Annotated in this window: 21 protein-coding genes; 17 read left to right on the top strand and 4 right to left on the bottom strand. The window is 63.6% G+C overall.

Features of this window, described 5'->3' with window-relative positions:
• Positions 1-14: 14 nt before the first annotated feature.
• The gene (locus tag PQQ86_RS10975) at positions 15-803 is read right to left on the bottom strand and encodes an enoyl-CoA hydratase/isomerase family protein (protein WP_408266517.1); all 789 of its coding nucleotides are present in this window, start codon (positions 801-803) and stop codon (positions 15-17) included.
• A 329-nt stretch (positions 804-1,132) separates the two neighbouring features.
• On the opposite strand from PQQ86_RS10975, the gene PQQ86_RS10970 reads away from it, so the two are divergent.
• The 5 genes from PQQ86_RS10970 (at position 1,133) to PQQ86_RS10950 (ending at position 5,595) form a co-directional block, all read left to right on the top strand.
• Positions 1,133-2,140 carry a zinc-binding alcohol dehydrogenase family protein gene (locus PQQ86_RS10970; protein ID WP_408266515.1) on the top strand — a complete coding sequence of 336 codons (1,008 nt, stop codon included), beginning with the start codon at positions 1,133-1,135 and terminating at the stop codon, positions 2,138-2,140.
• Positions 2,141-2,386: 246 nt separating this feature from the next.
• A complete protein-coding gene (locus PQQ86_RS10965) occupies positions 2,387-3,067 on the top strand; it encodes a TetR/AcrR family transcriptional regulator (protein ID WP_408266513.1) in 681 nt (226 codons plus the stop codon).
• A 193-nt stretch (positions 3,068-3,260) separates the two neighbouring features.
• Complete coding sequence (locus PQQ86_RS10960) at positions 3,261-3,545, top strand: DUF4148 domain-containing protein (protein ID WP_408266511.1); 285 nt, start codon at positions 3,261-3,263, stop codon at positions 3,543-3,545.
• Between the two features lie 318 nt (positions 3,546-3,863).
• Entirely contained in the window at positions 3,864-4,463 is a 600-nt protein-coding gene (gene wrbA, locus PQQ86_RS10955; RefSeq protein ID WP_408266509.1) for an NAD(P)H:quinone oxidoreductase, read from the top strand.
• 154 nt (positions 4,464-4,617) lie between these two features.
• Positions 4,618-5,595, top strand: a complete 978-nt coding sequence (locus PQQ86_RS10950) for an alpha/beta hydrolase fold domain-containing protein (RefSeq protein WP_408266507.1) — start codon at positions 4,618-4,620, stop codon at positions 5,593-5,595.
• 44 nt (positions 5,596-5,639) lie between these two features.
• On the opposite strand, the gene PQQ86_RS10945 is transcribed toward PQQ86_RS10950, so the two are convergent.
• The gene (locus PQQ86_RS10945; protein ID WP_408266505.1) at positions 5,640-6,557 is read right to left on the bottom strand and encodes a LysR substrate-binding domain-containing protein; all 918 of its coding nucleotides are present in this window, start codon (positions 6,555-6,557) and stop codon (positions 5,640-5,642) included.
• 202 nt (positions 6,558-6,759) lie between these two features.
• On the opposite strand from PQQ86_RS10945, the gene PQQ86_RS10940 reads away from it, so the two are divergent.
• Complete coding sequence (locus PQQ86_RS10940; RefSeq protein WP_408270225.1) at positions 6,760-7,458, top strand: pirin family protein; 699 nt, start codon at positions 6,760-6,762, stop codon at positions 7,456-7,458.
• A 48-nt stretch (positions 7,459-7,506) separates the two neighbouring features.
• Complete coding sequence (locus tag PQQ86_RS10935; protein ID WP_054035269.1) at positions 7,507-7,929, top strand: DoxX family protein; 423 nt, start codon at positions 7,507-7,509, stop codon at positions 7,927-7,929.
• Between the two features lie 94 nt (positions 7,930-8,023).
• Here the strand turns inward: PQQ86_RS10935 and PQQ86_RS10930 are convergent, their stop codons facing one another.
• Positions 8,024-8,908 (bottom strand): LysR family transcriptional regulator, encoded by an 885-nt coding sequence (locus PQQ86_RS10930; protein ID WP_408266503.1) that lies wholly within the window; start codon positions 8,906-8,908, stop codon positions 8,024-8,026.
• Positions 8,909-9,010: 102 nt separating this feature from the next.
• Here PQQ86_RS10930 and PQQ86_RS10925 point away from each other — a divergent pair, with 102 nt between their 5' ends.
• From PQQ86_RS10925 to PQQ86_RS10880, 10 genes are all read left to right on the top strand, one after another.
• A complete protein-coding gene (locus PQQ86_RS10925) occupies positions 9,011-9,877 on the top strand; it encodes a pirin family protein (RefSeq protein WP_408266501.1) in 867 nt (288 codons plus the stop codon).
• A gap of 330 nt (positions 9,878-10,207) precedes the next feature.
• A complete protein-coding gene (gene poxB / locus PQQ86_RS10920) occupies positions 10,208-11,929 on the top strand; it encodes a ubiquinone-dependent pyruvate dehydrogenase (protein WP_408266499.1) in 1,722 nt (573 codons plus the stop codon).
• A 134-nt stretch (positions 11,930-12,063) separates the two neighbouring features.
• The gene (locus PQQ86_RS10915) at positions 12,064-12,303 is read left to right on the top strand and encodes a YtcA family lipoprotein (RefSeq protein ID WP_408266497.1); all 240 of its coding nucleotides are present in this window, start codon (positions 12,064-12,066) and stop codon (positions 12,301-12,303) included.
• Positions 12,304-12,342: 39 nt separating this feature from the next.
• Positions 12,343-13,434, top strand: coding sequence for a multidrug transporter subunit MdtN (gene mdtN, locus PQQ86_RS10910; protein ID WP_408266495.1), 1,092 nt, complete (start codon positions 12,343-12,345; stop codon positions 13,432-13,434).
• Positions 13,431-15,650 carry an FUSC family protein gene (locus PQQ86_RS10905; RefSeq protein ID WP_408266493.1) on the top strand — a complete coding sequence of 740 codons (2,220 nt, stop codon included), beginning with the start codon at positions 13,431-13,433 and terminating at the stop codon, positions 15,648-15,650. Before mdtN ends, PQQ86_RS10905 begins: the two co-directional genes overlap by 4 nt.
• A gap of 6 nt (positions 15,651-15,656) precedes the next feature.
• Positions 15,657-17,234 (top strand): MdtP family multidrug efflux transporter outer membrane subunit, encoded by a 1,578-nt coding sequence (locus PQQ86_RS10900; RefSeq protein ID WP_408266491.1) that lies wholly within the window; start codon positions 15,657-15,659, stop codon positions 17,232-17,234.
• Positions 17,235-17,454: 220 nt separating this feature from the next.
• On the top strand, positions 17,455-17,859 hold the full coding sequence (locus tag PQQ86_RS10895) for a Ros/MucR family transcriptional regulator (protein ID WP_408266489.1): 405 nt from the start codon (positions 17,455-17,457) through the stop codon (positions 17,857-17,859).
• Between the two features lie 114 nt (positions 17,860-17,973).
• Positions 17,974-18,564, top strand: a complete 591-nt coding sequence (locus PQQ86_RS10890; protein ID WP_408266488.1) for a helix-turn-helix domain-containing protein — start codon at positions 17,974-17,976, stop codon at positions 18,562-18,564.
• Between the two features lie 2 nt (positions 18,565-18,566).
• On the top strand, positions 18,567-18,965 hold the full coding sequence (locus PQQ86_RS10885; protein WP_408266486.1) for a DUF3331 domain-containing protein: 399 nt from the start codon (positions 18,567-18,569) through the stop codon (positions 18,963-18,965).
• 192 nt (positions 18,966-19,157) lie between these two features.
• Complete coding sequence (locus tag PQQ86_RS10880; RefSeq protein WP_408266484.1) at positions 19,158-20,924, top strand: LuxR C-terminal-related transcriptional regulator; 1,767 nt, start codon at positions 19,158-19,160, stop codon at positions 20,922-20,924.
• Here the strand turns inward: PQQ86_RS10880 and PQQ86_RS10875 are convergent.
• A complete protein-coding gene (locus PQQ86_RS10875; RefSeq protein WP_408266482.1) occupies positions 20,921-23,941 on the bottom strand; it encodes an ATP-binding protein in 3,021 nt (1,006 codons plus the stop codon). The genes PQQ86_RS10880 and PQQ86_RS10875 overlap by 4 nt on opposite strands.
• Positions 23,942-24,042 lie beyond the last annotated feature (101 nt).

The following is a 24,042-nucleotide window of genomic DNA, read 5'->3' as shown; positions in this document are numbered from 1 at the left end:
GCCTGGCTGACGGCTTATTTGCCGACAAATACGACCGGAGTCGGTTCTTCGCCTCGAGCGAAGGCCTCTGCACGCGCAGTCCGCCCTTTCCTGGCGTCTTCCGTCATGTGGAGCCCCATGGTGAGATCGAGGATCAGCGAGTCCGCACCGGGCACGCCGCCGCCTGACCATGCCTTGAGAAGGGCGCGAATGGCGCCATACGAGCGCGTAGGGCCGTTCGCCAGCTTGATGGCGAGATTGTCGGCAACGTTCTCGACTTCATCTTCGCCGACGACGAAGGCGGCAACGCCGAGCCGACCGGCGGTCGCGCCGGACATGGGTTCGCTCAGCATCGCGTAGCGCGCGGCATACGCACGACCCGCTCTTTCCGCCAGGCGCTGCACGCCGCCCGCGACAGGCGCCGAGCCAACGGACGCTTCAATGCAACGGAAGGTGGCGTTCTCAGCCGCGACGATGAAGTCGCAAGCAAGAGCGAGTTCGAATGCGCCGCCGAATGCCGCGCCGCGCACCGCGGCAATCGTCGGGATCTGGAGGGATTCGATTGACCGATAGGTATGGTGAATCTGCGATATGAATGTCCGCCAGTCATCGAAATCCTTGTCGATGAAATCGAGGACGTCGCCGCCTTTGCTGAAATCGGGGCCTTGCGCGCGGATCAGGAGCGACCGGATATCGGCCTTGCTGGCTTCCCGGACGGCCTTCTCAAGGCAGTCAGCGAAATCAGCCGCGATGAGATTGGAGGGCGGGTTGGCCAATACGATATGGCCTACGTTCTGACGACGTTCAAAGTAGATGCTTTCCATTGAAAGGAATCCTTAATAAATGATGGCGATCGTAAAAACCTCGATGTCTCCTGCCAGGCACCGCACCGCGTATATTCAACAATAGTGAATGCGTGCAGCATTGTTGTATATTAGGTCGCCGACGGAGGCGTGTCAACTCATTTGCGGATGACGTTCTGCCGCGCGCAATGGTGCTTTGCCATTCAGGACACTGGCGAACGACCGTTGCGGATATAGGATTCCAGACGGGTCAAACCGCAGACCATCGCCAATTTCAGTGGCTAGCGTTTTGACCTTTGCTTCGCACGGCCAGCCGAAAAAGTTCGGCATAGGCGACATTGGAGAATGTAATGAAGGCGATTGGCTATAAAGAAAAGGGTGGCGTCGAGGTTTTGACCGAGCTTGAACTTCCGATGCCGCAACCTGGCCCACGCGATTTGCGGGTCGCCGTGAAGGCCGTGTCGGTGAATCCTGTCGATGTGAAGCGCCGTCGCTGGGAAGATCCTTCGGAGAGTCCGCTTCCCAGAGTGTTGGGCTACGACGCGGCAGGCGTGGTCGTTGCGGTTGGAAGCGAGGTCACTCTCTTCAGCCCTGGCGACGAGGTCTTCTATGCAGGGGCGATGGATCGCCCCGGGACCAACTCGGAGTTTCATCTCGTCGACGAGCGGATTGTCGGGCCCAAGCCCATCTCGTTGTCGTTCGCCGAGGCGGCAGCCTTGCCGCTCACTTCGATAACTGCATGGGAAATGCTCTTCGACCGCATGAAGGTGCCTCGCGGCTTGCACGTACCTGGCGGCACGCTGCTCGTTCTGAACGGAGCAGGGGGCGTTGGTTCCATGTTGATCCAACTGGCTAACCGCCTCACGGGCCTCACTGTCATCGCTTCTGCGTCCCGGTCAGAAACCGTCGAGTGGGTGCGCAAGCTGGGTGCGGAGCACGTTGCCGACCACAGCAAGCCTATCGACGAAGCGCTGCACGCAATCGGCTTCGACGGCGTGGACTATATCGGGGCGATCACGTCGATGCCCGGTAGCGCCCCCAGTCTCGCCCGGGCGTTGAATCCCCAAGGCCATATCACGCTGATCGACAACTTCGACGACAGCATTGCGCCGTTCAAGTCGAAGAGCATCACGGTTTCGTGGGAGATGATGTTTACCCGGTCGCTGTTCCAGACAGCGGACATGGATGCCCAGCACCGCTTGCTGAAAGAAGTGTCGGAGATGGTTGACGCGGGCCTGCTGCAGACCACACTCACGCACGTGGAAGGACCCTTGACGGCAGCGAATCTTCGCCGTGCCCACGAACGGATCGAAACAGGAAAGGCTATCGGGAAAACCGTGCTGGAAGGCTTCCAGTAATGATTTTCGATTGTCGTTTCCGTGTGGCGTGGTCAGCGCCGCGTCATGATTGCCGGGTGTTAACCAGCCTTGACATTATATTTTCCAATCGTATAGTAATGCGATGAGGCGTGCGTAGAGCGACACGGCTTACGAGGCGGTTCTTCCCGGGTCGATCACGCGTGATTCGCAAAAATGCTTTGTTAGAAAAACCGCTGCAACAGTCTTTGATGCGGGTCGACTGCTGACACAAAGGATAACTAAACGATGTGGAAAGCATTAGTGGATGAATTTGCTCAGCAAGATGAACGCGAAACCGACTCGTTGCGAGTTGCGCGGTCCGCGATCCGTCGAAAGAACGGCAGACGTCCGCGGGCTGCAGCGGACGATCTCCGGAACAGCATTCTTGAAGCCGCAGTAGCGCTTTTCTATCGCGAGCCGGTCGAGTCGTTGAATCTCGATCGGCTCGCCGATCAAACGGGGCTCAGTAAGAGGCACATCTATCGGATTTTCGGCTCGCGCAAGGCGTTTCTACAAGCTTATGCTGACCTGCTTTGTGATGGTCAGCGTGCGCAATGGCGGGAAGCTGGACATCGATCCGGGGAGGAGCCTGTCCAACACTTGCTCGAGCTCTTTATCGATGTCGCCGTCGAACTGGCTTCCGGTAGTCATCCGCCGGGGCAGCCTCAATTGTCGGCGATACAGTTCTCCGACGAGAATCATCCTGTCAGGCTATCGCGTATCAAGCTTGGCCCGGAGTTTCGAGCACTCTTGATGCGACTGGCAATTGCCGCACATGCAGTAGATGCCGAGGCGTTGGTGGATACGTTGATGATGCTTTGGGAGAATGCAACAAGCAACGCCAGATCAGGCAGCGATTCCCGGCGGGTCGCTCAGCGTCTGCCGACCCTGGTCGACCACATCATCAGGAGCTACGTGATGCTGTAGGCGCGCAGGGTGGAGGTCGCATCATCCGCTCTTGCATACTCAACGGCGACGTTGGCCGATTGTTGTCGCATTGGCAACAGAGAGTTCAAAAACTAGTACTTACCCTAATGATTTTTGCCCTTTAGACTGCGTGCAGCCTTGGCAGCGTAGCTGCTCTGTAGCGCAACTAAAACAATCGTTGAGGTAGGTCACCATGAAGTCGTTCACCAGGATGGTTCTTATTGCTGCTCTTATTGCAGCACCCGTAGCGTCGTTCGCACAGTCCAGTCAGCCAGTAAGTCGTGCGCAGGTGCGCGCCGAGCTGGCCCAGCTCGAGAAAGCTGGCTACGACCCGCATGACTGGCTTCACTATCCCGAGAACATCCAGGCAGCTGAAGCAAAAGTCGCGGCGCAGAATGCCGCTGCCCAAGCCCCTGTTTCGGGCTACGGTGGTGGTGTTGACGGAACGTCCCGTTCGGGCGCAGCAAGCGGTCTGTAATGTTGATGTAGAGGCGCGATTCTCGAGGATCGCGTAATTTGCGGCTGAGGCTTCCTATCTGTATCGGTGGGAAGCCTCAGCCGTTTTGCTTTATGGGCGTCTGCCAGCCATCATTCGGATGCGTTGATTAATTCTTGTCGTTCTGCCAGAAGCAATGGTCCGTTGCAACCGTGGAGCTATGCGCATCAGCATTTCGGTCGTAGCCTTCACGTCGAGTCATTATTTCATTTCGGGCGCCCGTCATGACGCGTGCTTGGGTAGGGCGGACTCACATGATTCCCCACCGTGGTACCACGCAGATATAGGAAGGAGATCGAAATGTCGAAAGTTCTGGTTCTATATTATTCCTCGTATGGCCATGTCGAAGCGCTAGCGGATGCCGTCGCCGAAGGTGCGCGCTCCACGGGCGCCACGGTCGACGTCAAGCGGGTGCCGGAGACCGCGCCGGCGGACGTGGCCAAGGCCGCCTACTTCAAGCTCGATCAGCAAGCGCCGGTTGCGACCGTCGCCGAGCTCGCCAACTACGACGCTATTGTCGTCGGCACGCCGACCCGATTCGGGCGCATCTCATCGCAGATGGCGACATTCCTGGATCAAGCCGGCGGCCTGTGGATGAGCGGTGCATTGAATGGCAAGGTCGGCGGGGCGTTCACGTCGACGGCGAGCCAGCACGGCGGCCAGGAAACGACGTTGTTCTCGATCATTACCAATCTGCTGCACTTCGGTATGACCGTCGTCGGCCTGCCGTATAGCCACCAGGGGCAAATGACGCTGGACGAAATCGTCGGCGGTTCGCCGTACGGCGCTACGACGATCGCGGGTGGGCAAGGTCAACGCCAGCCGAGCGCGATCGAGCTCGCCGGCGCTCGCCACCAGGGCGAACTGATCGCCCGGACGGCCAACAAGCTGTTTGGCTGAACTGCACCGTTGACGCGCGCATGAGACGGCCAGGCAGATCCCTGCCTGGCCGCCGACACGGATCCGGAAAGCGAATTCACCAGGCTACAGACCGTCGTTCGACATTGGCCGAGGACCGGTGCCATTGACAACCATTAATTCGAAAGAGCTGAGCATGCAACGTTCGACAACTGAAGGTGCGTTGGGGGATTTCGTCGTAACCCATCCGCTTGACCCGGAAGATGCGGGGATCACCGCTGCGGCGCGAGCCATGGCGAGCCCCATGAAAGGCAAACTGAGGGGCATCGAAGCACGCGAGCCTTTTGATGCCATGATGGAACGCGTTTCGCCACGCGACGACGTGACCTTCGAAGCCGACACCGTTGGCGGCATTGCGGGCCTCTGGGTTCATCCTGCGGATCGTCGGTCCGACGAAGCGATCCTCCATCTGCACTCCGGATGGTTCAACCTGGGCAGTGCCAAAGCCTTCCGTCACCTTGTCGGCCATATCGCTGCGAGGGCGGCAGCAAGCGCCTTTATCGCGGACTATCGGCTTGCGCCCGAGCATCTTTTTCCCGCGGCTGTCGACGACGTGCTGGCGTCTTACCGCGGCCTTGAGGAAAGGGGAATTCGCCGGATTGCCATCACGGGAGATTCTGCCGGTGGCAATCTCGCGCTGGTACTCGCCGCACGCGTCTCCGCTGACGCGGCCTCCGCAAAGGCGGCGCTTGTCGGCGTGGCCGCACTATCGCCGGTTACCGATCTGACGCTTTTGAGCGAGACGTATGTGACGCGCGCGGATGCCGATCCGTATTTCACCCTTCCGCAAGTCGCGGAGCTGGTGCATGCCTATCTGGGGAGTGCCGATCCGAAACTTCCGCTGGCTTCGCCGCTTCACGGGCAGCTTTCCGGCTTGCCCCCCGTTCGCATTCACGTCGGCGACGACGAAGTCCTGCTCGATGATTCGCGTTGCTATATCGAGCGTGCGATTGCTGCCGGAACCGATGCCCGGCTCGATGTCTGGATGGGGATGCCGCATGGCTTCGCCGGCAGCATTGGAAGTCTGAAGGCATCGGCACAAGCGCTGGATGCCATCGGCGAGTTTCTCACGGAGAAGCTGCTGGCCGCGGCCGACCCGCATACTGCACGCTAAAACCGCGCAGAAGGCGGACTCATTGCGGGCCACCGCTCACCGCTCTAGCGCTGCCGGTTCTGGCCTTCGAATCCTGCCACCAGCGCATCGAGCAAGTGGCGCACGGCCGGAACCATGCCCCGGCGCGTGGGGAAGATCGCATGCACAAGGCCCGGCGTGCTGGCCAGACCTGGCAGTAGGTGCTGCAGGCGGCCGGCCTGAATATCGGCCTCAACCAATTCTCTCGGCAGCATCGCCACGCCGACGCCGGATATCGCTGCCACCCGAAGGCTCGCCAGGTCGTCGGTGGCGAGGCGAGGCTGGTGCGCCCATGAGGTCACGCCCCCCTCAGCGTCGACCAGATTCCACACAAATCGCTCATTGCTGCTCGCCATGGAGAGGGTGGGCCATTCCTTGACGGATTCGATCGAGCGGGGCACCGGATGGCGCGCCGCCAGTTCGGGACTGGCAACCAGAATGTGGATCGACAAGCCCAACTGACGGACGGCGAGATCGGTGTTCTCCAACGGCGGCAGCCTGACCCGGATGGCAAAGTCGAGACCTTCCTCGACGACATCCACGCGGCGGTTGGTTGCATCCAGCAGAACCTGGACGTCAGGGTTGTCTTGCACGTATCGCGCGATGATCGTGGAGATGCCGGACTCCAGCAAAGCCACCGGACAGGCGATGCGGACGGTGCCCTGAGGCTTGGAGCGCGTACGCTCCACGATTTCTTTCGCAGCCCTGGCTTCCGCCACCAGCGCAAGGCAATGCTGGTGGAACTGCCGCCCGGTTTCCGTCAAGGAAAGGCTCCGGCTGGTGCGATTGAGCAGCCGAACGCCAAGTTCTTCTTCCAGTGCGCGAACGCGCCGGCTGAGTTTCGAGGTCTGCAAGCCGAGGCCGCGCGCGGCCGCCGTGTAGCTCCCTCGCTCGACCACCTCTGCGAAGAGCCGAAGATCATTGAGGTCAGTGATTGCGTTCATAGGCGGACTTCAACTCCTTCTAATCGTTCTATTAGTGGCAACGAAACGTTTCATTGTAGGAGATATGCGCGAGTTCATTGCGAATATAGCATTCATCCCATCACCTGCATCACTTGCATCAGCGCTGAATTCAGTCGGTCGCACAGGTGACAAGCGTCGCATTGGCGACGGCAGGAAATGGCGGCGGAAAACGGAGATGGACATGCTCACACACAGGCGTTGGGAATCACTGGACACGGCGAACCGAGATTGGCTGCGCGCGAAATACCATTTCGCGGTGAGCGCCGACGGCAATCCCGACCATGCCGCTCTCGGTCCCCTGATTGTGTGGAACGACGACGAGATCGCGGTTGGCAGCGGTTTCCCCATGCACGGGCATCGTGACATGGAAATCATCACGTACGTGCGCCAGGGCCTGCTCGGGCATCGGGACACTTTGGGATCCGAAGGAACGATCCACGCAGGTGATGTCCAGGTCATGAGCGCCGGTACGGGCATACGCCACGCCGAGTTCAACAAGGGCGAAGTGCCGCTCAAGGTCTACCAGATCTGGCTGCTGCCTCGCAAAGCCGGTGGTGAACCCGCATGGGATACCAAGCCGTTTCCAAGAGGCGACCGGTCAGGGCGCTTTGTAGCCCTTGCCAGCGGGTTCGCCGGCGATGAAGGTGCGCTGCCGATTCGCGCCAATGCGCGTGTGTTCGGCGCAATGCTAAAGGCCGGTGAAAGCGTTCGATACGAGTTGAGTCCGGCGCGTCGCGCCTATCTCGTCGTGGCCTCGGGACGCATCGAAGTAAATGGCGAGCCCGTTGGGCCGCTGGATGGCGTGGCGATGACGAAAGTCGCCGCAGCACAGATTTCTGCTCTTGAAGATTCCGAGCTGGTGATGGTGGACGCCGGCTAATTCCCTTTCTCTTAATCCACCTGGTTAAATTTATCTTAGGAGTTAGTTATGGAACGTTTTAAATTTCTTCCGTTGCTGGGTCGTATTCTGATCGGTGCACCGTTTGTCATGAGCGGGCTGGGCAAACTCGCGGCGTATGGCGCGACGGTTGGTTATATCGCGGCCATGGGTCTGCCCGTGCCGCCACTCGCGTTCATTCTTGCCGTGCTGACCGAGCTGGGCGGCGGCCTGCTGCTGCTGTCGGGCTACCGGGCTCGCACTGTGTCGTTGGGGATGGCGGTGTTCTGTGTGGTCACAGCGCTGTTTTTTCACCATAACTTCGCCGATCAAAACCAGATGATTCACTTCCTCAAGAACGTGATGATGGCCGGTGGTCTCCTGCAAATCACCTGGTTCGGCGCCGGCGCATTCAGCCTGGACGCGCTCACCGGCCGCACAGCTTTGCGTGTCTCGCCTGCGAACGCGAGCTGAAAAGTCTGATCCGCTGAGACGACCGGCCAACCAGCTGGCTCGTCTCTCCGGGATCGGCGCTCGCTGCAACGCCAGCGGGCCGCCACCATACTGCTTACTTCCCCAACTGTGCAATGAAGGCGCGAGCGGCCGGCCCCGGCGGCGCGTCCTTGCGGTAAACAACCTTCATTGGCATCGCTACATCGCGCGGCAGGCCTTCAATGCGAATCGCCACGAGGGTGCCACTGTCGAGATCTTCCTTGACCATGTGCAGGGGCATATGCCCCCAGCCCAGGCCGGCCTTCAGAAAGGCATACTTGGCCCCCAGATCCGCGAGCCTCCACGTCGAGGCGGACAGCACGCCGAATTCGCGTCCCTCGGACAACGCGGTTCGGTCGCTGAGTACAAGTTGCACGTGCTTCTTGATTGCGGCGGCGGAAATGATGCCCCGGCTATTTGCGAGCGGATGAGCGGGGCTGACAACCGTCACCAGTTTCAGCTCGCGCAAGGATTCGACCTGCAGTTCATCCGTCACGATCGGCAGCGTGCCGATCACGCCGATATTGCAGATCCGGTCGAGCACCAGCTTCATCACACCGCCCAGCGCCTCGACATAGAGCCGCAGCGGCGTGTGCGGATAGTCCTTCTGGGACTGAGCCGCCGCGCGCGTCAGACTATCCATGGGGTACATCACGTCCATCGCGACGGAGAGTTCGGGCTCCAGACCCTCCCGCATCGCGCGTGCTCGCGCCTTGAAACCATCAATCGTGTCGGCCACGGAACGGGCATCGAGCAGCAAGCTCTTGCCTGCGTCGGTGAGCTGCGGGTAGCGGGCCGTGCGATCGAACAGCTTCACTTCGAGTTGTGCCTCGAGATTCGCAAGGGTCTGGCTAACTACTGATTGCGCGCGCCGGAGCTTGCGCCCGGCTGCTGAGAAGCTGCCTTCATCGACCGCCGCGATGAAGGTCCGAAGCTGGTCAAGCGTTACGCCGTCAAGCATATCCATCGCTCCAATCGATACCTGAAATCTAAAAATATAGGCTTTTCAGATGGAGTGCAAGCTCTTACCTTACGTGTATCGCGTTTTTACCAAGGCAGAGCCATGAACACCGACACAGCCGTAGTCACCCCGATTCCAGAGACAACGCTGGCCCCGCGCCGGGTCGCATTCCGCACCACTGGCAGTGCGCACGGCGGCATTACGCGTCTGGCCAGTCCTTCCGATATCGGCGAGTTGATCAAGCCTTTTGTGTTCCTCGATCACGCCCTGGTCGTGCCGACCGGCAAGCCGATGTTCGGGATGCACCCGCACTCGGGTCTCGCCACACTCACCACGGTGCTGAGCGGCGGAATTTCCTATGCGGACACGACAGGCAAGAGTGGCGAACTTCCCGCCGGCGGCCTCGAATGGATGAAGGCTGGCAATGGCGTCTGGCACGACGGAAACGTATTACCGGGCGAAGCCGTACGCCTCTTTCAACTCTGGGTCGCCCTGCCGCCCTCGCAGGAGAACTCGCCAGCGGAAAGCCAGTACATCTCGCCGGCCGAGGTCCAGCGGGATGGGCCGGTTCGCGTCATCATCGGCCGCCACGGATCGGCGGCGAGCGATATTCGCGCGCCCGAAGGTATCAACTACTTCCATGTTGAACTGAGCGCTGGGGATACGTGGCGATACATGCCGCCTGCCGGACACAACGTCTCGTGGCTGGCGATCGACAAGGGGAGGCTGAACGCATCCGAGCCGATCGAGGCAGGGGAGCTCGCCGTATTCGAGGAATCCGACGGGGCGCCCATCGAGTTGCATGCCGAGCACGCGACGTCGTTCGTCATCGGCTCCGCGATCAAGCATCCCTATCCCCTGGTGCTCGGCTACTACTCGGTGCATACGAACGCTGACGCGCTTGCGCAGGGCGAGGCCGAGATCCGCCGCATCGGTCGCGATCTGGCCACGCAGCGCCGCGCCCGGTAAGAGCGGACACCAATGGAATGCGTGTCCGTCGTAGAAGTGGATCCCCGTAACGGTAGGTAAGTCACGGTATCCCGGCGGGCACGATTTGCTTGCGAGATCGCTGCGCCGCCGGTTCACGCGATTTCGATACGTCACCGTGCGAATCCTAAAGCACGCCCGGACGAGCCGCGACACCATGGTCGAAGTCAAACCGTGGCCGCCGGCACATGTGCCTGCACACCCCGTCATCGGGAGAAGGAGGCGCATCGTGAATTACCCCCACGCTCATTCAGGTTCGCTGCCGCCCAAGGGGGCGGCTAAGTCCGTTGCGGCACGTCGGCAGGAGGCATCATGACCACGGCAGCGGACTATCTGGTCGATGCCCTGACACAGGCCAGCGTGAAGCGCATTTACGGCGTCGTCGGCGACTCGCTGAACGGCATCTCCGATTCGCTCAGGCGCTCCGGTGAGATCGACTGGATCCACGTGCGGCACGAGGAAGGCGCTGCTTTCGCGGCCGGCGCGGAAGCGCATCTCACCGGTCAACTGGCGGTATGTGCCGGCAGTTGCGGACCGGGCAACCTGCACCTGATTAATGGACTATTCGACTGCCACCGTAGCGGCGTGCCCGTGCTCGCGATCGCCGCGCACATTCCCAGCTCGGAGATCGGCATCGACTATTTTCAGGCGACGCATCCGGAAATCCTGTTCAAGGAGTGCAGCCACTACGTGGAACTCGTGTCGCACGTCGACCAGTTGCCGCAGATCCTGACCCGCGCAATGCGCGCCGCGGTCGGACGGCGCGGTGTGGCGGTCGTCGTGATTCCGGGCAACGTCGCGCTATCGCCGACTACGGCCAAGGTCGCGCCCTGGCTGGTGCCGTCGGCGCCGCCCGTGCTGCGTCCGGCTGACGAAGAGATCGTGCGTCTCGCGGATGTGCTGCACGCGGCATCGCGCGTGACGCTGATGTGCGGCGCCGGCTGCGCGGGCGCGCACGACGAAGTCGTCGAACTCGCGAAGCGCCTGAAGGCGCCGATCGTGCACTCGCTGCGCGGCAAGGAGCACATCGAACATGACAACCCCTACGACGTCGGCATGACGGGCATGGTGGGGTTCGCGTCGGGCTACGCCGCGATGAAGGCGTGCGACATGCTGTTGCTGCTCGGCACCGATTTTCCTTACCGGCAGTTCTATCCGGAAGACGCCACGATCGCGCAGATCGACGTGCGTCCCGAAGCGCTCGGCAACCGCTGTTCGCTTGATCTTGGCCTTGTCGGCACGGTCAAGGACACGCTCGCCGCGTTGCTGCCGGTCCTCAAGGAAAAGACCGATTCGTCGCACCTCGACAGCGCGCTCGCGCATTACCAGAAGGCGCGCAAGGATCTGGACTCGCTTGCCGAGAGTAATCCGTCGAGTACGACGATCCATCCGCAGTACGTGACGCGGCTCGTGAGCCAGCTCGCGGCGGATGACGCGATCTTCACCTGCGACGTCGGCACGCCGATCGCCTGGACGGCGCGCTATCTGAAGCTGAACGGCCGGCGCCGGCTGATCGGTTCGTTCAACCACGGCTCGATGGCGAACGCGATGCTGCATTCGATCGGCGCTCAGGCCACGTACCCTGGCCGCCAGGTGATCTCGATGTCCGGTGACGGCGGCTTCACGATGATGATGGGCGACTTCATCACGCTGGTGCAGGCGAAGCTGCCGGTGAAGGTGATTGTGCTGAACAACGGTACGCTCGGCTTCGTGGAGATCGAAATGCGCGCCTCGGGCTTCGTCGATACCGGCACCGACCTCGTCAATCCGAACTTCGCGCGCATGGCCGAAGCGATGGGCGTGAAGGGCATTCGCGTCGAGAAACCGCAGGAACTCGAAGGCGCGATCGCGGCCGCGCTCGCGCACGACGGACCCGCGCTCGTCGACGTCGTCAGTGCACGGCAGGAACTGATCATGCCGCCGAAGACCACCGTCGATGAAGCCTGGCATTTCGGCCTCTTCATGATGAAGGCGGTGATGGACGGACGCGGCAGCGAGCTGATCGATCTCGCGAAAGTGAACCTGACGCGCTGAACCTTGGCATCCGGAATGTCCGGTGCGCCAGGATCGCGCGTCCAGTTGAATCGTAATGCTTCATTGTCTGCCATCAGGGAGAGACGGCGATGTCGAGTGGTGTGCGCCGTAGGCGCCACGGATGGGCGGTCCTGATGTCGTGCGCGACCTTGACGCTGGCTGCGTGTAGCGACGCGCCGTCGGTTGGCGTGCTGGGTGCGTATTTTCCGGACTGGCTGTTTTGTATCGTGGGCGGCGTGCTGCTGGTCGTATGCGTGCACGTGCTGCTTTCGCGAAGCGGCCGCGGCGCCTGGCTCACGCCGCCGGCGATCGTCTATCCGGCGCTGACGGTGCTGTTTGCCGTCGCGCTCTGGGTAGCAGGCTTCAACCTTTAACGCCTTTGATCCCTTTAACCTTTAGCTGACCGTGTGACCATGACTGCTGCCCAAAGCACGGACGCAGGAAAGCAGCGTCCGCGAACCTGGCCCGCCATGCTGCTGATCGCGCTGGCCGTGATCGCGATCATTGCCGTGATCTGGCGCGTGGATACCGTGCCGCGCACCGACGACGCCTATGCGTACGCCGATACGATCGGCGTCTCGCCCGAAGTCAGCGGCAAGATTGTGACGCTTGCGGTGCGCAACAACCAGGCGGTGAAGCAGGGCGATCTGCTGTTCGAGATCGACCCGCGGCCGTATCAGTTCGCGTTGCAGCGCGCCCAGGCGGCGCTCGCGCAACTCGATGCGCAGATTCCGCTGACCCAGCGTACCGTCAATGCACAAGGATTCAGTGCCGACGCGGCAAAGTCGTCGGTTGCGCGCGCCCAGGCCGCCGCGAAGCAGGCGGGGGATACGCTGGCGAGAATGGAGCCGCTGATCGGGAAGGGCTACATTTCCGCCGACGATCTGGAGCGCGCGCGCACTACGCAACGCTCGGCGCTCGCCGAGCTTGCGGCCGCGCAAGCGCAAGCCCGCGAGGCGCAGGCGGCAGTCAGCAGCGTCGCCGCGCTCGTCGCGCAGCGCGCGGTGCTGACGGCTGAAATTTCCACGGCGCAACTCAACCTGGAATATGCGACCGTGCACGCGCCGTTCGATGGCCGCGTTGTCGAGTTGCGCACGTCCGTCGGGCAATTCGTGTCCGCGCAAAAACCCGTCTTCACGCTGATCGATACGCGGCATTGGTACGTGATCGCCAATCTTCGCGAGAACGAGCTCGGCAACATCCGGCCCGGCACCCGTGCGACCGTGTACCTGATGAGCAATACCCGCATCCGTTTCAGCGGTTCGGTCGACTCGATCGGCTTCGGCGTCGATCCGCAGGATGGCAGCGGCACCGCGAACGGTCTGCCGAGCATTCAGCGCAGCATTAACTGGGTGCACGTCTCACAGCGTTTTCCGGTGAAGATACTGGTCGATCATCCCGATCCGCAGATGTTCCGGATCGGCACGTCCGCGGTCGCCGTGCTGCAGCCCGAACGTCACGAAAATCGTGACGCTCGCGCGACGCCCAATGGAGCGCCGTCATGAGCGGGCTCGACGGCGTCGGGCGTCATCTCGCCTGGCCGCGGCAGCTCGGGCAACTGGGAGGCTTCCTGCGCGCGGAGCTTGGCGGGTTTCCGGGGCGCGCCAACGTGGCCATGCGCAGCGTGCTCGGCTGCGCGCTCGTGATTGTCGTGTCAATGACCTTGCAGGTGCCCGAGCTGGCGTTGTCGCTGATCGCGGTGTTCTTCGTCACGCAGTCGAACATCGTGCTGACCCGCCTCGTCGCATTGTTGGCCGTGATCGGCACGACCTGCGCGATTGCCTGCATCATCGGCGTCTACAAGCTGACATTCGACTATCCGCTGTTGCGCATCATCATCGCAAGCGCCATCTTTTTCTGCAGCGCTTATCTGATGCGGGCCGTGGCGAAACTGGGGCTGGTGTTCTTTCTCGTCTCGCTGATCGTGATTTACGCGCAGACCTTTGCCGATCAGACCGATAACGCGGAAGCGCTGGTGCGTGACTGTCTGTGGGTATGGGTGGCGGTCAACTACGCGGTTGTCCTGTCGCTGATCATCAACACGCTGTTTCTGCCAGCCGAACCGGAGCAGCAGTTGCGCGCCGCCATGCAACGGCAGCTCGCGACGGCCCGTGCGCGGCTCGCGGTCATGATCGACGTGAATGCGGCGGCAGTGCATATTGGCTCGCTCGATCTCGAGCGCGGCGCACTCGCGTTGCAGAAGCTGTTGCGCTTTTCGACCATGCGTCACCACTACAGCGAGGAAGATGCCTCGGCGTGGCTGGCCTGCGTGACCGTGGTATCGCGCATCTTCGAAGCGGCGGCGGTGCTGCCTGAGCATGCAGTCGCGCGCGACGCTGGGCAGATCGATGCCATCCGTGTGGTGCAGGACGAACTTGCGTCTCTCGATCACGCGATTGGCGACAACCTGCAATGGCGGCATTGGGGCGCATCGCGCCAGGCGCCGGTGTTGACCTCGATACCCGCGCTCGACGCGATGCAACGTGCGCTCAACGTGTTCTCCGAAGCCACGCGGGGTGCTGTCGCGCCGACGCGGCCGGACGATGCGGCCGCCGGCAGTGCAGCGGAGAAAGGGGAGCAACCGGAGCAACCGGAGAAACCGGAGAAAGCGGAGCAGGCGACGAAAGCGGCGGCGCGTTCCGCGCAGCCCGAACCGGACGTTTTCGCGAATCCACGTTACGCGCGCTTCGCGCTGCGTACGCTGTTCTCGGTACTGGTCTGCTACGTGTTCTACAACGCGGTGAACTGGCCGGGTATCCACACGATCATGCTGACGTGTCTCGTGGTCGCACTGCCGAGCCTGGGCGCGTCGAGCCGCCAGGGCGTGCTGCGGATCAGCGGCGCACTGATCGGCAGTGCCCTGGCGCTGTTCATGGTCGCGTTCGTGATTCCGCAACTGGAAAGCGTGACGGGGCTACTGCTGATGAGCTTGCCCGTGATCGCGCTCGGCGCCTGGGTGGCGGCGGGATCCGAGCGGATCAGCTATGCAGGAATCCAGATCATGTTTACGTTCGCGCTGGCCTTGCTCGAATCGTTCTCGCCGCCGTCAGATCTCACCGAGATCCGCGACCGGATCGTCGGTATCGTCCTGGGTGTCGGCGTGGCCACCTTCATCCAGATGTCGATGTGGCCGGAGCGCGAATCGGAGGGCCTGCGTACGCAACTGACGTCGATCTTGCGCAAGATCGCGGCGCTGGCGCGTATCGAGGCGAAGGCGGTGCAGAGCGGCCCACGCGCGACGGATTCGGCAGCGGTGGTTGAAACGTGGGCCATGGTCGCGGATTGCGAGATGGCGCTCGCGCGTGTCGCGCTCGAACCCGACTGGCGCGAGGGAGAGACGACCCGTATTACGCTGCTGTCGCAGACGGTGCTCGCGCAGAGCCGGGCGATGCTTGTCGCGCTCGAAGCGTTTCACCATGAGGCGATGATCAATGCGTCGGCAAGCGCGCCGACGGAGCGCGCAGCGAAGTTTCAGTCAGATGTCGCGGATGCGCTGGAGCGATACGCTTCGCAGCTCGCGGCCGAGCCATCGGCCGCGATGACGCCGGCGCGCCTCGATCCGAGTGGACTGCGCACCGCGCTGCCGCCGGCAGGGGCAACGGAGACGGCAGATGGGCAAACACTGGAGCGGCTCGCGCAACGCATTGACGCGGCGCTCGCCGGGTTGCCACGCTGGTTGCCCGACGAACGTGCGTCCGGCGAATTCGCGAGTGCGGGGTGATCTGCGATGACGCACTTCGCTTGCATCCTGCGCCGCGTGTTGCGCCTACCGCACTTACCGAGCCTGTGGCGCCTGACGCGCATGCCGGCCGTACGATCGAGCACACGATCAGCCACACGACTGCTCAACCACTGGCTCGCGTCGCTCGCGTTGCCCATGCTCGCCTCGTGCGCGATCATTCACCACGATAGCCCACCCGCAGCGATGATCGCGCCGCAGCAGATCCGTCTTGCCGATGACATCCATCTGGCCAACGAAGGCTGGCCGTCTGCACGCTGGTGGGAGCAGTATCACGATCCGCAGCTCAATACGCTCGTCGATCAGGCGCTCGCGCATGCCCCGTCGCTCGCAATTGCGCGCGAGCACGTCTCGCAGGCCCATGCGCAGGTCGAGCTGATCCGCGCGGGGTCCGGCCTGCAGATGTCCGCGCTGGCGGAAGCCGATCGCGAGCATGTCTCGGGTCATGGTTTCCTTAGTGCGTACGCGTCGCACGACCCGGCAATCGGAGCCTATGGGCCGTGGTATTGGACCGGCCTGGTAGGCGTCGACGCTCACTACGACATCGACATCTGGGGCAAGCAGCGCGACCTCGTGCGCTCGGCGATCGGCGAGCAGAACGCGCGGCGCGCGGAAGCGGCGCAGGCCGAGCTCGAACTCTCGGCAGGCGTCGCGCAACTCTACTACAGCATCCAGATCACCTACACGAGCCTTGACCTGTTGCGGCAGCTTCGCGAAGTGCGCGCGTTCGAGCTCGACACCCGATCGGCGCGGTACGAACGCGGCCTCGAAGCGCTGACCCAGACCGCCCAGGCACGCTCGCAGGTACTTGCGATCGACCAGCAGATCGCCTCGAGCGAGGAGCAGATCGTCCACGCACGCGAAGCGTTGCGTGCGCTGGCGGGCGTCGGCCCCGACGATCTGCCGGCGATCGCGCCGGTGCCGTTGCCGGCGCCGGCAGGTTCGCTGCCGTCGACGCTGTCGTATGAGCTGCTCGCGCGGCGCCCCGATCTGCAGGCCATGCGCTGGCTGGTACAGGCGTCGTTCGACAAGATCGATGCGTCGAAAGCCGCGTTCTACCCGAGCTTCGACATCACCGCGTTCTTCGGTTTCAACGCGCTGCGAATGCGTGACCTGTTCCTGCATTCGAGCCAGCAGATCAACCTCATTCCCGGCCTCACGCTGCCGATCTTCGACGGTGGCCGCCTGAATGCGAACCTGCACGGCGCGCGCACGGCCAGCAACACGCTGATCGAGCAGTACGACCAGGCCGTGCTCGACGCGGTGCGCGACGTCGCGCAGAGCGGCAGCCAGATCGACGATCTCGATCATCGCTCGCATCTGCAGCATGACCGGATCGACGCGTTGCGCTTCGCGAGCGACAGTGCCGAGGCGAGCTACCAGACCGGCCTCGGCGACAGGATGAGCGCGATGCAGGCGAAGGCGCCGGTCATCGCTGGACGCCTCGAACTCCTGCAACTTACCGGCGACGAGATCCAAGCGGGCATCGTGCTGACCCGCGCGCTGGGTGGCGGCTATCGCAGCGACGACCTGCCGGGGGCGTCGGCCAGTACGAACAAGCCCTAGGCGGCGAGCACGCCGGCTTCTTTAATGCTGCCGGTCGCCCGCGCGAGCGTGTCGACCCTCTGTCGGGGGATGGATCGCCATGCCTGCCGACGCTAACGCGACCGATGACCGGTCTGCCATGGAGCCAGGTCATGAAGAATCATGATGCTTCGGAAATCCGCACGCCACTTCGGGCAACGCCGCTGTTCTACCCGGAGCAGTTGATCAGTCGAGGCGGATCGTGACGCAGGACATCGATCTGATCGAGCTCACCGCCGAAATCGTGGCGAGCTTCGTATCGTGCAATCCGTTGCCGGCAGACGACCTGCCGGAGTTCATCTGGAGCACGTACGCCGCGCTAGCCGCATTGCGCACGACGTCGGTACCGGCCGCGCGGCAGCGAGCGGCGGTGCCGATCGAGGAATCGGTGCGCGACGATTATCTCGTCTGTCTCGAAGACGGACGCAAGCTTAAGTCGCTCAAGCGCTACCTGCAGCGGCACTTCGCGATGACCCCCGACGAATACCGCGCGAAGTGGGGCCTGCCCGCCGACTACCCGATGGTCGCGCCGGCCTATTCCGCGCTGCGCTCGTCGATTGCGAAGCGCCATCCCGCAGGCGCAATCAAGCCGCGTCGCGGCGCCTGAGATCGTGCGAACGAGGGATGCCACTCCCGTCGCGCTCACCCAATGAGGGGATGTCGCGCCGCCGCCAGACTGCGCAAGATAGAGGCCGTCGACTTACGCCCCGCGGAGGCGCACATGTTCACGCAGACACCGGATGCAGCGCGCGGCAACGAGGCAGCAGATTTCGCCGCCGACGGCGGGACCGCGCTCGAGGAAGCCGAACCGGTTGCCGACGCGTCCCCCCGGCTCCACTCAGACAGCGTCTGCGACGCAATCGTCGCGCGCCTCGTCGCGCAGGCTGCTGAGCAAACGCGGCCTTCCGCGCGGCGCACGGCGTCGCTGCCGCGATGGCGTCTGCGGCGCGCGCTCGACTTCATCGAAGCGAACCTCGCGCAGCCGATCGGACTGGCCGATGTCGCCGCCAGCACCGGACTCACCCGCATGCATTTCGCGGCGCAGTTTCGCTCGACGACCGGCTATTCGCCGCACGCGTATCTGCTGCGGCGCAGGATCGAGCATGCCCAGATGCTGCTGCGCTCGTCGGCGCTCAGCGTGCTCGATGTCGCCCTCAGTTGTGGCTTCGGATCGCATGCGCACTTTACGACCGTCTTCGGGCGGATCGTTGGCGAGCCTCCCAACAGCTGGCGAACCCGCATGCGGGACGAGGAGCCGATCGAGGAGCCGGCGGTGGCTATCGATCCTCGCCGTGGCGACAGGGGAGCCTGATCATGCAGACCGACCTGGCGGATGATGCATGCTGGTGCGCCGCGTTGCGCCTGCTCGACGATGGCGCGTGGGAGTGGGCCGCAAGCCGGCTGGCGCCGCGCGTCGAAGCGGCAAAGGTGCGGGGTGCGCCAATCGATGCGTGCCGCGAATGCGTAGTACGGGTGCTCGATCGCGTTTCGACGAAGGTCGTCGTCGTGTACTGGTGCGATGCAACGTCCTGCCGCTACGGCGACCAGTTGTGGAGGGTGGGCGTTTCGAGGCGGCGCGGTCGCTGCGCGTTGTCGGGCGCGCCGATCAAGGCCGGCGACGTGGTCTATCGTCCGCGACAGGGGCGGCCGAGGCCCGTCAACGCGGCCGCGGTGATGCTGGCCTCCGAGGTTGAACGCGTGTCACCCGGTTGATCGTTGGCTGCATTACAAATCCCGGTTTTGATCGCTTTCGTTTCGGTTGCAGTCCGGGCAATACCGGGCAACAACCCATCCTTTACCAAAAAAGAACCGAATCATCACGCTTTTCCGGACGGTCATCTCTAGTCTGGACGGTACTGCGTTCGTCCAGCGATTGTGACGATCGGGTGACCGACGGAGCGAGGAATGAACGAGGCATTGGTCTGCGAAATCCATCAGGAAGCGGGGCATCTTCAAACCCCCGCGGCGCCGCCGCGGGGGCAGTCCGACGCCCTCATGACGCGGGCGCTTCATGTCGTGCCGCCCGCGCCGGTGTTTGCCGACGAAGTTCAGACCGAAGTGCAGACATTGGCGCGCGTCGGCCGGGAACGGTCTGCGCTAAGTGTAGCGCGCGTCCATCCGGATCTGGCGCGCGGGTGGCAGATGGTGATCCGCGGCGAGGCCGCCGAAGCGCTCCTGAGCGCGCAGCGGCTTGAAGGGCAGGTCGGTCCGCTAACGGGTCCGGTTGCCGTTGCGGTGCGTTGCGAGATCGCGGCCGTGCGCGCCGCGGCGCTCCTGCTGCAGGACGACGCGGGCGCCGCATTGGCCGCTGCGCTTTCCGCGCTGCGGCTCGGCACCGCAACGCCCACCGCGCACGTCGCGCTGACGGTGTGCCGCTGCGCTTATTTGCGCCTCGGCGACCCCGAGAGTTTCTACGCGGTGGAACGCCGCGCGCCGGACGCTCAGCCGGGCCGGCTGTGCGCGATCACCACGATGCTCGACATTGCGCTCGATGCCGCGGTCGAATTCGCTCAGATGCATTTCAATGCCGCGCGCCTGCTGGCCGACGACGCACTCGATGTCGCGCGCCGTTTCGGGGCCGGTCCGGCGGCAATCGACGCGCTGCCCGCCTGCGTGATGGCGCAGGTGCTGTACGAGGAGGGCCGTGTCGACGAGAGCGAGGCGCTGGTCGCGGCGCGGCTGCCCGGAATCCGGCAGGGCGGTGCGATCGAAGGCGCGGTGCGCGCTTACGGACTGCTTGCCCGCATCGCCGCCAACCGGCGGCAACCGGGACAAGCGCTCCTGCTGCTGGCCGAAGCGGACGCGCTTGGGATCAAGCGCAACTGGCCGCGGCTGCGCGCCGCCAGCCTCGCGCAGCAGGTCGAGATTCACGTGGCCGCGGATCGCCTCGACCATGCGGCGCTCTGCGCACAACGGCTCGCCGTGCTGGCCGGGCAATGCGGCGCGGCTAGCAGCAGCGCGCGCTTCGAGATCGCGCGCTACCACGTGCTTGCGCAGGCGCGGCTCGCACTCGCACAGACGCATTCACAAACATGCTTTCCCGCTTTCCCTCAGGCACCCATCCAGGTATCCGCAGCGGTCGATCTCGCAGCGCTGCGGCAGCTCCATTGCGATACCGTTCTGAGGCGCGATCGATACGGCGCGGTGACGATCGCGCTGTTGCTGATCGAAGCGTTGCTGGTCGCCGGTCTGCGAGATGACGCGGTCGAGGCGCTCGTCACGCTGCTCAAGCAGGCGGCTTCGGCGGGACTGCAGCAGACGCTCGTCGACTGCAGCGAGCGCGTGGCGAAACTGATCGACGGGATGGTGCGCGGGTCGATCGTACCCGCCGGCGATATCCGCGAGCTGCTTCCCTATGCAGGCGCGTTGATGTCGCGACGCCGGCGTGACGCCGCCCATGCGCAACCGGCGTGCGATACGGCGCGGGACATCGCACGGTCCGTGGCCGCCATGGGCCTGAGCGAACGTGAACGCGTGATCATCGGACTGATGGGGCGTGGGCTGACCAACAAGCAGATTGCGATCCGGCTGTGCATCGCGCCCGAGACAGTGAAGTCGCACGCCAAGCATCTGTACTCGAAGCTGTCGGTAGGGAACCGGATCGAAGCAGTGACATTGGCGAGCCGCCTGGGTCTCGTCCGGCTATCCGGATGCGGGCACGCCGGTGATTAACCCGCTTCGAACGTCTCACGCAGACGATGGCCCGACGGCAGCTTTGCGGCGAGTGCGTCTTTCATTGTCTTGCTGAGTGCTGCGTGGTAGTCGGCCGATTGCGTGTCGCCGGCCAACTCGCAGGCGCGGGCAGCCGTGCGATGGATGCGCCAGTCCGCGAGGGGCGTCTGGTAACCCTGAGTCGCGTCGAGCGCATGCTGCACACAGCGCAACGCGTGGGTTGCGTCATCCTGTTCGCACGCAACCCGCGCGCGCGTCTCCCACGCGAAACCCTGCCATGTGCGTTCTTCGATCGAGGTCGCCAGTTTGACGAGCCGGTCGGCATGCGTGATCGCTGCGTCGAGATCGCGCTCCTCGAGTGCGACGCCCGCGAGCCCCCATTCGAGCGGCAGACGCCAGTACCAGTCGAAGATCACCGGCTGCGAGTCCATTCGTTGCATCACCTGCGTGAGCGCGTCGCGCGCGGCGCGCGTATCGCCGAGGCCGAGCTGTGCGAGCCCGGTCAGCAGCAGGCAGAGCCGGTATTCGGCCGGCAGGATCGACTTGCCGCTGCCCGGTTCGGGCGACTTGCCGGCCAGCACCTGCGTGCAGGCCAGCAGCATCGCGTCGAAATCCATCGCGTGGAACTGCACCCAGCAGCGATAGAGCGTGAGCGTGTCCGCGCCGTACGGATTGCCGTTGTGCGCGAACATCGTGATCGCCTTGTCGAACTCGCGCTGCGCGCGGCCGAATTCGCCGAGATAGAGCTGTGTCCACGGCACACCCAGATGCACCATCCAGGTCGCGCGCGCCATGTTGAACTCGGGTCGGTTTTCGTCGTTCTCGACGAGGAAACGGTAGTTCGCGATGATCGTGTCCTGGGCTTTCTGGTAGTGCGACGACACGAGACAGACCATCGCGTATTCGCACAGCGACCAGGCGGTCGTGTAGGGATCGTCGCCGGCGCGCAAGGGGACGAGCGCGGCCTCGCATCGGACGATGTCTTCGGCGCACCAGCCGCGCACCCACATCCGCCATACGTAGCAACTGATGCGGGTGCGGGCCTGCTGTTGCGGGTTGGCCTGCCGGTCGCTGAGCGCGAGCGTTTCGTCGATGATCTGGCTGCAGCGCAGCTGGTCGCGCCAGCTGTACGTGTACGCGAGGCTCATCAGCGCCCGGCTCTGGATATCGATCAGGCCATGCTGCGCGGCACGCTCCGCGAGCTGTTCGCAGGTTTCCCGCGCGCGGGAATCGTGGGCCGCCGCGAAGATCGAAGCACGGCCTTCGAGGAATTCCGTTTCCGCCGCGGCGCGGGCTTCACCGGGCAGGTTGGCCGCGAACATCAGCGCGCGGTCGAGGACCGCGAGCGCGTCGTTGTAGGCGAGACGCTTCTTCGCCGTCTGGATCGCAATGCGCAGATAACCGAGCGCTCGTTCCCAACGTTTCGCGGCGGCGAAGTGCTGGGCGAGTTCGGCGGCGACCCCGCCGCGCTCCTCGGGTGCGAACAGCGCCTCGAGCGCCTCGGCGACGTGCAGATGAGAGCGGATGGTGCGCAGCGGACCTTGCCGTTCGTAGAAGGTCTGCCGATACATGGTGTGGCGGAACGCATAGGTGCTGGCGGCGAACCCGTCCTCGAGCGCAGACGACGGCTCGCGCCGGATGAAACTTTCCTGACGGCAGAGCGCCTCGCAGATATCTTCGAACAGCTCCTGGCTCAAGCCGGCGGCCGGCGCCGCGGTGATGACGCTAAACGCGAGGCCGGCGACGCTCGCGCCTTCGAGCGCGCGTTGCTGGTCGTAGTTCAACCGCTGGATGCGATGCTCGATGACCTGGTTCAACGTGAGCGGCACTTCCAGCCGCACTTCCGAGGGCGACAGATGCAGCTTCCAGCCCTCGGGCGTCGATTGCGCGATGCCTTGCTCGACCAGGTGATCGAGCGTCGCGACCATGAACAGCGGGTTGCCGCCGGAGCGCTCGCGCACCAGCTGGGCGAAGCCGTTCGCGCTGTCGGGCCGGGCATCGCGCGGGCCGCCCGTCAGATATTCGGCGATGGCGCCTTCGGTCAGTGGTTCCAGCACGATGTCGTGACACAGCTTCTGCAAGCCCAGATCGCGGTTCAGCCGGCACAACGGATGTTGCGCGAGTTCGGCGTCTTCCGGACGGTATGTTGCGATCACCATCAGACGCGCGCCGCTGCGATGGCGGGCAAGCGCGGACAACATGTCGACCGTCGAATAATCGGACCAGTGCAGGTCTTCGAACACCAGCGCGAGTGGCCGCTCCAGCGAGAGCGCTTCGAGGAATTCGCAGATCTCCCTCAGCATGCGCCCGCTCGCCGCGCCGATCACCTGATGCTGCAACTCGGCGCGGTATTGCTGCGGCACCGATCCCAGCATCTGGAGCGCCCAGGTCGGCGCGATCGATACGAGCGTGCGCGTAATCATCGGGCCCGCTTCGCCGCGGGTCAGCTGGGTCAGCGCGTCGAGCACCGGGTAGTAAGGCTCGATGCCGCCGTAGCCTTCGACGCAGCGCCCGAGCGACGTCAACACCGTGGCATTGCCATCGAGCGAGTCAAGGAACCGATTGACGAGCGTCGTCTTGCCGATGCCCGGTTCGCCCGCCACGAACACGATGCGCGATGCGCCATTACGTGCCTCGTCGAACAGCGTCTTCAACCGGTTCAGTTGCTGCTTGCGGCCGACGAACCCGCCATGACTGCGCTGCTCCGCCTCGCGCGGGCCGTTGCTGGAACTGGCGGAAAGCGGCGCAATGAAGCAATAGCCGCGGCCGCGATGGGTTTCGATAAAGCTTGGACGTGCGGGATCGTCGCCGAGTGCCGTGCGGATGGTCAGCATGTGAGCCTTCAGCACTTCGGGCTGGACATGCACGTTTTGCCAGAGGGCATCGAGGAATTCCTCGTGCGTGATGAGCCGCCCGGCGTGGTCGATCAGGTATTGCAGCATGTCGTAGGCGCGTGGCGCCAACGTGAGCCTGCGGTTCGTGCCGTCGGGCGCACATTGCCAGACGCATCGATTCACTCGATCCAGCCGAAAGGGTGGGAAATCGATCACCTAGGTTCTCCGATGGCGCTGCAACCCGACTTGGTTGCCGCGATTTTATACTGCGCCTGTCGGTCATG

The organism is Paraburkholderia sediminicola (genome assembly GCF_046026675.1).
GTDB classification, from domain to species: Bacteria; Pseudomonadota; Gammaproteobacteria; order Burkholderiales; family Burkholderiaceae; genus Paraburkholderia; species Paraburkholderia sediminicola_F.
Note: the sequence above shows the minus strand (reverse complement) of the source record. Positions and strands in the feature narration are given on the sequence as shown.